General features: G+C 56.6%; 1 protein-coding gene. It reads left to right on the top strand.

Annotated features, from left to right (window positions below; translation table 11 throughout):
* Nucleotides 1-93 precede the first annotated feature (93 nt).
* On the top strand, nucleotides 94-10,056 hold a 9,963-nt coding region (locus tag ACN6NF_RS21780; RefSeq protein WP_474319555.1), incomplete at its 3' end, for a non-ribosomal peptide synthetase.

The following is a 10,056-nucleotide window of genomic DNA, read 5'->3' as shown; positions in this document are numbered from 1 at the left end:
GGAATGGCCTGCGCGGTTCTTCTAAGAGTGACTAAGTGACATCTAGGTACAAAGCCTATCTATAAAGAATCTCTAAACCGGGAGTGTGTCGATGTGAGAGAGAATACCAACGAGCAATATGGATTAACGCAAGCCCAGCGTCGAATATGGTTCATGGAAATTATGAATCCGGGAACGTCCATCACGATGCTTTCCGCGACCTACCAGATTACGGGCGAGATCAACACACAGCTTCTGGAGCAAGCGGCGGCAGAGATCGTCAAAACCTATGACGTTTTCCGAATACGCATTAGCGGGGATTTGCAAAATCCAACGCAGTGGTTCGAAGAGCCGGAGAATGTCCAAGCTAGGATAAGCCGCCTCGAAATAGGCACAACCGAACAATTCTATGCTTGGGTGAAAGAAGTAAGCGAAAAACCGGCTAGCGTGTTCGACGAACACCTCTACCAATTTACGATTATCCATTTTGCGAACGGCCAAGTATGGCTCAATTTGACGGTAAATCATATTATTGCCGACGGCTTGTCCGTCAATGCTTTGCTGCATGCGGTGATGGAAAAATATCTGGAACTGCGCAAAGGCATCTCCAGCAGTTACCAGGCCCCTTCCTATCTGGATTATATATCCGCGGAGCGTGAATATGAGCAATCGCAGCGTTATCAAAAAGGCAAGGAATACTGGCTGACGAAGTACAGCACTTTGCCTGAAACGACCGGCATTAAATCGTATCCGCCATTCTCGATCGGCAGCGAATCCAATAAACTGGCCATCACTTTGGACGGTTCCCGGTATGAACGCATTCTGGCCTTCAGCGAACAATATCAGGTCAGCTTATATACGTTATTTCTGTCCGTCATGTACGCCTTATTGTACAAGCTGACCGACAGCACCGATGTTCCGGTCGGCACGGTTTTCGCCAATCGCACCAGCAAGAAGGAAAAAGAAACGATCGGTATGTTCGTCAGCACGGTGGCTACGCGGATTCGTCTGAATCCAGACGGGCATGTGCTTTCCTTGATCCAAACGGTTTCCAAGGAAAATGCGGCGGATCTGCGGTATCAGAAATATCCTTATAACCAATTGATCCAGGATTTACGCGAACAACACGGCCGCAACGATCTTTCGGGGCTGTTCCGCACGTCTCTGGAATATCTGCCTTTGAAAATCGTGGAGTACGAAGAAATCAAGGTACGCCTGGAGGCTCACTTCGCTAGGCACGAGATGGACGATTTGCTGCTGCGCTTCGACCATATGCTGAATGAAGGCCATGTAATTCTCCATGCTTCCTATCGTACCGGCCTGTTCGAGAAAGCCGAGATTGATCGGATTATGGACCAATATGTGACCGTTCTGGACCAGTTTCTTCAGACTCCCGAACTGCCGGTACGCGAGATTTCTCTGCTGAGTGATGAGGAGAGACACCGCATTCTCAACGTTTTTAACCCGCCGGTGGCAGGGCTGAGCGAGGGAGAAGCGTTTCATCGGTATGTTGAAAAGTTTGCCCGAGAAATTCCGGATCATCCGGCAGTCGTCTACATGGACAAACAGCTGACCTACAGCGAATTGAACGAACGCGCCGAGCGGCTGGCTTCTCTCCTTCGCGAACAGGGCGTGGGAAGGGAGACGATTACGGGGATCTGGGCGGAGCGTTCGGTGGAACTGCTGGTCGGGGTGCTCGCCGTTTGGAAAGCCGGCGGAGCCTATGTACCGCTGGACCCCGATTATCCGGCGGAGCGGATTGAGTACATGCTCAGCGATAGCGATGCATCGGTGCTGCTTACGCAGCGTCATCTGTTGGAGCGGGCCAGAGGTTGGTTGGCCGATGACCGGCTGAAGCTTCAAGCTGTCTATGCCATGGACGATGAACAGATTTATAACGGGGATGCCTTAGCCGTGGAATTTGAATCTGCCGGCAGCGCCCCGCAAGACTTGGCTTATGTGATTTACACCTCGGGTACAACGGGACGCCCGAAAGGCGTCATGATCGAGCACGGTAGTCTCGTGAATACGGCGGATGCGTACCGTCGCGAGTACCGGTTAGATCAGTTTCCGGTGCGGCTGCTGCAGCTGGCCAGCTTCTCGTTTGACGTGTTCGTCGGAGACATCGCACGGACGCTGTATAACGGAGGCACGATGGTGATTGTGCCGAAGGATGACCGGATTGATCCGAACCTCTTATACGGCTGGATTCGGGACCAAAACATTACGATATTCGAATCGACGCCTGCGCTCATCCTGCCGTTCATGCAGCATGTTTATGAAGAAGGGCTAGACGTTAGCTCCATGCAGTTGTTGATTACCAGCTCGGATGCTTGCAGTGTCACCGATTACCGATTGCTACAGGAAAGATTCGGCGGACAATTCCGCATCATCAACAGCTATGGCGTTACCGAAGCGGCCATTGACAGCAGCTTTTACGGTGAGCCGCTGGATAAGTTGCCGCCGTCGGGTCATGTGCCGATCGGCAAAGCTTGGCTGAACGCCCGGTTTTACATTGTCGATGACGCGTTAAAGCCGGTTCCTGTAGGGGTTCCGGGCGAGCTTGTCATCGGCGGCGACGGGGTGGCGCGCGGATACTGGAACCGTCCGGACCTAACCGCCGAGAAGTTTGCGGACAGCCCGTTTGTGCCGGGCGAACGTCTGTACCGGACAGGCGATTTGGCCCGCTGGCTGGAAGACGGCAACGTCGACTTCATCGGCCGGATCGACTATCAGGTGAAAATTCGCGGGTTCCGGATCGAACTCGGCGAAATTGAAACGGCCCTGCAGCGTTTCCCGGGCGTCAAGCAGGCTGTGGTGACCGACCGTACGGATGAGCAGGGGCAAAAGTATTTGTGCGGCTACGTGGCGGCGGATGCTTCCTTGCAGCTGAGCGATCTGCTGTCCCGATTGAAGCAAGAGCTGCCGGCCCATATGGTCCCGGCCCGGCTGGTGTCTCTTGATAAGCTTCCGCTCACGCCGAACGGTAAAATTGACCGCAAAGCGCTGCCTGAACCGACCGGAGAGATAGAAGCAGGCCGTGAGTATGTGGCTCCTCGCACAACGCTGGAAACAAGACTTGCTCTCATTTGGCAGCAGGTGCTGGGTATTGCGCGAGTTGGAGTCCAAGACGATTTCTTTGACTTGGGTGGTCACTCCTTGCGGGCCTCCACGCTTGTCTCCAAGATTCGGAAAGAGCTGCAAGTCGAGGTTCCGCTGCGGGAAGTTTTCCGCTACACCACGATCGAACAGCTGGCCGAAAGAATCGGCGGTTTAAGGCAGCAGGAGACGTATGAGATTACAAAGGCGGCTGAGGCCGAGTACTATCCGGTTTCATCCGAGCAAAAGCGTCTGTACGTCCTGCGCCAGCTTGACGGGGCCGAGCGCAGCTACAATATGTCGGCGGCGCTTCTTCTCGAGGGCAAGCTGGACCGCATGCGCGTCGAGCATGCGTTCCGGGCGCTGATTCAGCGCCATGAGACGCTGCGTACCGGGATCGAGCAGGTTCAAGGCGAGCTTGTCCAGCACATCTATGACGAGGTGGCGTTTGCTGTAGATTATTTCCAAGCGAGCGAGCGGGAAGTGGAGCAAGTGGTGGAAGCTTACTATCACCCGTTTGATCTGACCAAACCGCCACTTCTCCGCATCGGCCTGATCGAAGTCGCCGAGGATCGCCACATTCTGCTGTTCGATATGCACCATATCGTCTCGGACGGCATTTCGACAGCGCTGCTCTTCGACGAGTTCAGCCGCCTGTATCGGGGCGAGGAGCTGGCCCCGCTGCGCATTCAATACAAAGATTATGCCGTTTGGCAGCATTCCGAAGCTTATGGGCAGATGCTCCAGCCGCAGAAGGAGTATTGGCTGAAACAGCTGTCGGGCGAGCTGCCGGTCTTGGAGCTACCGACGGACTTCCCGCGGCCTGCGGTGCAAAGCTTTGACGGCCGAACCGTGAAGTTTTATATCGGGAAAGATCGGACGGAGAAGTTGAAAGAGCTGGCGGCACGGACAGGGACGACCCTGTACATGGTGCTGCTGTCGGCTTACACCATCCTTATGCATAAATATTCGGGTCAGGAAGATCTGATCGTAGGAACGCCGATTGCCGGAAGAACGCAGGAAGAAGTGCAGCCGATCGTAGGGATGTTTATCAACACGCTGGCCATTCGCAGCCGTCCGGAGCGTTCCAAGCCGTACCTTTCGTACCTGGAAGAAATCAAGGACATCACGCTCGGGGCTTTCGAACACCAAAATTATTTGTTCGAAGACTTGGTAGAAAGTCTTCACATTCCGCGCGCAACCGGCCGGAATCCGCTCTTTGACACGTTCTTCTCCCTGCAAAATACGGAGAACGAGCAAATTGTCATCGAGGGGCTAGAGCAATCGTTTTATCCGCTGGAAAACCGAACATCCAAGTTCGAGCTGCTCCTGGACATTTCGGAGATGGACGGTCAGCTCGAATGTCGGTTGGAGTACGCTACGGCTTTGTATAAACAGGAGACCGCGGAGCGGTTCGCCAGACATTATGGCAAGCTGCTCGAAACCATCGCAGCAGCGCCGGACGGGGATATTGCCTCGCTGGAAATGCTCACGGAGGAGGAAATCCGCGAGCTGGTGCGCGGTTTCAACGATTCGGAGGCGGACTACCCGCGGCAGCAGACGATTCACGGCTTGTTCGAAGAACAGGCGGAGCTTTACCCGGACAACGTGGCCGCCGTCATGAACGAGCGGCAGCTGACCTACCGCGAGCTGAACGAGCGATCCAACCGCCTTGCGCGGAAGCTGCGGGAGACGGGAGTAGAAGCGGACCAGCTGGTAGCGATTCTGGCCGAACGCTCGCTCGATATGGTCGTTGGCATTCTGGCGATTCTCAAAGCGGGCGGAGCATACGTGCCTGTCGATCCCGACTACCCGGAGGAGCGCATCCGCTTCATGATCGAGGATTCGGGCGCGCCGTTATTGCTGATTCAAAAGCATCTGCACGAGAAGACCGACTTCGCAGGAACGCGCCTCGAATTGGACGACTTCATTTGGGGCGACAGAGGGACGGACTCCGAAGGTGCGCTGGACGCTTCGAACCTGAAGCCGATTTCCGGGCCAGTCAACCTGGCTTATGTCATCTACACGTCAGGAACGACCGGCAGACCGAAAGGAACGCTGATCGAGCATAAGAACGTCGTGCGCCTCCTGTTCAACGACAAGAACCTGTTCGACTTCGGGCCGTCCGACACGTGGACGTTGTTCCACTCGTTCTGCTTTGATTTCTCCGTCTGGGAAATGTACGGAGCGCTGCTGAACGGAGGCAAGCTGGTCATCGTACCGCCGCTCACAGCGAAAAATCCGGCCGATTTCCTGGCGCTGCTGGGCCGCGAACAGGTCACGATTTTGAACCAGACGCCAACGTACTTCTACCAGCTGCTGCGTGAGGTCTTGGCGGACCATCCGTACGATCTGCGGATTCGCAACGTCATCTTCGGGGGCGAAGCGCTGAGTCCGCTACTGCTCAAGGGCTTCAAGACGAAGTACCCGGAGACGAAGCTGATCAATATGTACGGCATTACCGAGACGACTGTTCACGTTACGTATAAGGAAATCACATGGGTCGAAATAGAGGCGGCGAAGAGCAATATCGGCAAGCCGATCCCGACGCTGAGCGTGTACGTCCTTGATGAAAACCGCCGCCCTGTGCCGATCGGCGTAGCGGGCGAAATGTACGTAGCCGGGGAAGGCCTTGCGAGAGGATACCTGAACCGCCCGGATCTGACGGCGGAGAAGTTCGTCGATTCCCCGTTTGCAGAGGGGGAGAAACTGTACCGCTCGGGCGACTTGGCGGCTTGGCTGCCGGACGGCAACATCGAATACCTGGGCCGGATCGATCACCAGGTCAAAATCCGCGGTTACCGGATCGAACTGGACGAAATCGAGACGCAACTGCTGAACGTCGAGGGCGTGGAAGAAGCGGTGGTGCTTGCCCGTCAGGACGGTGGGGGCGAGAAGGCGCTTGTCGCCTACTTTGTGGCGGACCGGACACTGACGGTCAGCGAAATGAGAGCCTCGCTGGCCCAGGGAATGCCGGGGTACATGATCCCGTCGTACTTCGTGCAGATGGAGCGCATGCCGCTGACGGCCAACGGCAAAGTAGACCGCAAAGCGCTGCCAGAGCCGCAAGGCAGCTTGCAGACGGGCGTCGAATATGTAGCACCGCGTAACCGGACGGAGTCCCAGCTTGTGAAGATCTGGGAGGAAGTGCTGGGCTACTCCGGCATTGGAGTCCTGGACAATTTCTTCGAGCTCGGAGGCCACTCCTTGCGGGCGACAAACCTTGTCAGCAAGATTCAGAAGGAAATGAACGTTGAACTTCCGCTGCGCGATGTGTTCCGCTATACGACGGTAGAGTCTATGGCCGGGGCTATTGCCAGTTTGGAAGAAACGCGGCACAGTTCAATTCCGAAGGCGGAAGAGAAAGCGTACTATCCGGTTTCCTCCGCACAAAAAAGGCTGTACGTCCTGCACCAGCTGGATGGCTCGGAGCTAAATTACAACCTCCCAAGCGCCTTGCAGTTGGAAGGGGCTTTGAATGAGGCCAAAGTGGAAAAGGCACTGACTACTTTGGTGGCCCGGCATGATATGCTGCGCACTGGTTTTGAAATCGTGAATGGGGAGCCGGTTCAGCGTATTCATCCGCTCGTAGCTTTCAAGGTCGAGAAGCTTCAAGCAAGCGAAGATCAGGTTGCGGCCATTCTTGAAGGCTTCATTCAGCCTTTTGACTTGACCCAGCCGCCTTTGCTGCGCGCCCTGCTGATCGAACTGGAGAAAGAGAAATTCCTGCTCGCGCTGGATATTCATCATATTGGTTCCGACGGCCTTTCCATGGACGTGCTGCTGCGCGAATTCGTGCGGCTTTACAATGGGGAAGAATTGCCGGAGCTGCGTATTCAATACAAGGATTACGCCGTTTGGCAGCAATCCGAGGAGCAGCGTCTACGCATCAAACGGCAGGAGGAATACTGGCGCGGGGTCTTCAACTCCGAGCCTCCGGTTCTTGAGCTGCCTCTCGACTTCTCCCGCCCGGCCGTCCAGCAGTTTGACGGTCAAACGCTCACGTTTACGCTTGGTGCGGAGAAAAGCGAAGCTCTCAAACGGCTTGCCGGCGATTCGGGGGCGACGCTGTACATGCTTCTGCTGGCTGCGTACTCCGTATTGCTTCATAAATATGCGGGACAGGAAGATATAGTGGTCGGCACTCCGATTGCCGCCCGTTCTCACGCCGACCTGCAGCCAATTATCGGCATGTTCGTCAATACGCTGGCCCTTCGCTTGGGTCCGACGGCGGAGCGGACGTTCCTGGATTACTTGCAGGAAGTGAAGGAAACGACGCTTGGAGCCTACGAGCACCAGGACTATCCGTTCGAGGAGCTGGTGGAAGCTCTTCAGGTGAGCCGGGATTTAAGCCGGAATCCTCTGTTTGACACCATGTTTTCTTTGCAAAAGCACGAAAGCTTGGATTTAACCCTGGAAGGCTTGCAATGGTCGCTGTTCGACATCGAGGAAAAGACGGCAAAGTTTGATCTTAGCTTTGATATCGTGGAAGCTGATAACGAGCTGGTTTGCAAGATCGAGTACGCTACCTCGTTGTTTAGACAGGAAACGATGGTACGGCTGGCGGGTCATTACGAGCAGCTTTTGGCGTCGATCCTGGCTCAGCCGGGTGCGCGGATTTCAGATTTGGATATCTTGACGGACAGCGAAAAGCATGATTTGCTGGTCGGGTTTGACGTGTCGTCTTCGGCTCTTGTGAAGCAACCCGCCGCAGAGGGCACAGGTTTGGAAGCGGATGAGTCGTGGAGAGAGAGAACGTTCCACGAGCTGTTCGAGGAGCAGGCGGAGCGCACTCCGGAAGCGCTGGCGGTTGTCTACGAAGACAGCAAGCTGACGTATGCGGAGCTGAACGCCAAAGCGAATCGTCTGGCGTATGCACTGCGGGCGCGCGGGGTGAAGCCGGAGCAGGTGGTCGGCATTCTGGCCGACCGTTCGGCGGAACTGTTGATCGGGGTGCTCGCCGTATGGAAAGCGGGCGGCGCTTATGTGCCGCTCGACCCGGACTATCCGGCGGAGCGGATCGAGTATATGCTCGCGGACAGCGGGGCGTCGGTACTGCTTACGCAGACCCGCCTGCTGGAGCAGGCGGAAGCTTGGCGCAGCGACGGAGCTCTAGTGCTGCAAACGGTGCTTGCGCTTGACGATGCCGCGACGTACAGCCTCGAAGCGGCTGTGGGCGTACAAGCTTTGGGCGAAGCAGGCGCAGAGGCGGAGGCTTTGGCGCAAGCGGAAACGGCTTCTGCCGAAACGTCCGCCACGGCAGAAGCCGAGAAGAACGTACTAGCGGCGGATCTCGCATCGAATCCGGCGAATGTGAACAAGCCGCGCGATTTGGCTTACGTCATCTACACCTCCGGTACGACGGGCAAGCCGAAGGGCGTGATGATCGAGCACCGCAGCCTGGTGAACACGGCGGCGGGCTACCGGCGGGAATACCGGTTGGATCAGTTCCCGGTGCGGCTGCTGCAGCTCGCAAGCTTCTCATTCGACGTGTTCGTGGGAGACATTGCGCGGACGCTGTACAACGGCGGCACTATGGTCATCGTGCCGAAGGACGACCGGATCGATCCGTCTCGTCTGCACCACTGGATTGAGCAGGAGCGGGTCACAATTTTCGAATCGACGCCGGCGCTGATCGTGCCGTTCATGGAGCACGTGCATGCCGAGGGTCTGGACCTCAGCTCGGTGAAGCTACTGATCACAAGCTCGGATGCGTGCAGCGTAGCCGATTACCGGACCTTGCAGGAGCGCTTCGGCTCGCAGTTCCGTATTATTAACAGCTACGGTGTAACGGAAGCGGCGATTGACTCAAGCTTCTATGACGAGCCGCTGGAGAAGCTGCCGAAGACGGGTAGCGTGCCGATCGGGAAAGCGTGGCTGAACGCCAAGTTCTACATCGTGGATGCGAATCTGAAGCCGGTGCCGATCGGGGTGTTGGGCGAACTGGTTATCGGCGGAGCGGGTGTGGCCCGCGGTTACCTGAACCGCCCGGATTTGACGGCGGAGAAATTCGTAGACAGCCCGTTCGCCGCGGGCGAGCGGCTGTACCGCACGGGAGACTTGGCGCGGTGGATGGAGGACGGGAACGTGGACTTCATCGGCCGGATCGACAACCAGGTGAAAATCCGGGGGTACCGGATTGAGATGGGTGAAGTCGAAGCGAAGCTGCTGAGTGTAGGTGGCGTGACGGAAGCGGTCGTCGTCGTCAGGGAAGATCAAGAAGGTCAGAAAGCTTTGTGCGCTTATTATACAGCAGAAGAAGGCTTGACGGCGGCAGACCTGAAACGGGCGATTGCCAGCGAACTGCCGGGGTACATGATCCCGTCGTACTTCGTGGAGCTGGAGCGCCTGCCTCTGACGCCGAACGGAAAGATCGACCGGAAGGCGCTGCCGGCACCGGAAGGGGGGGCAGGCGGAGGCCGCGAATACGTGGCGCCGCGCACCGAACTGGAGGCGAAGCTGGCCGCCATTTGGCAGGATGTGCTTGTTCGGGAGAAGGCGATAGGCGTAACGGACAACTTCTTCGACCTCGGCGGACACTCCCTGCGGGCGACGACGCTTGTCAGCAAAATGCATAAGGAGCTAGGCGTTGAATTCCCGCTTCGTGACGTATTCCGCTACTCGACGGTTGAAGAAATGGCCGCGGCTATGGAGCGGTTGGAGATCGGCTCGTTCACGGCTATTCCGGCTGCGGAACCTAGCGAGTATTATCCGCTCTCTTCCGCTCAGAAACGTCTCTATATCTTGAACCAGCTGGAAGGAGCCGAGCTGAGCTACAACATACCGGGAGCTATGCTGCTCGAAGGGGAGCTCGACCGGCAGCGGTTTGAAGAAGCGTTCCGTAGGCTCGTAGCTCGTCATGAAACGCTGCGTACCGGCTTTGAGATGGTAAAAGGCGAAGCGGTTCAGCGGATTTACAAAGAAGCCGCCTTCCAGGTGGAATATGTGCAGATCAGCGAGGAGCAGGCGGAAGAAATG

The organism is Paenibacillus sp. TSM33 (assembly GCF_056099025.1).
Note: the sequence above shows the minus strand (reverse complement) of the source record. Positions and strands in the feature narration are given on the sequence as shown.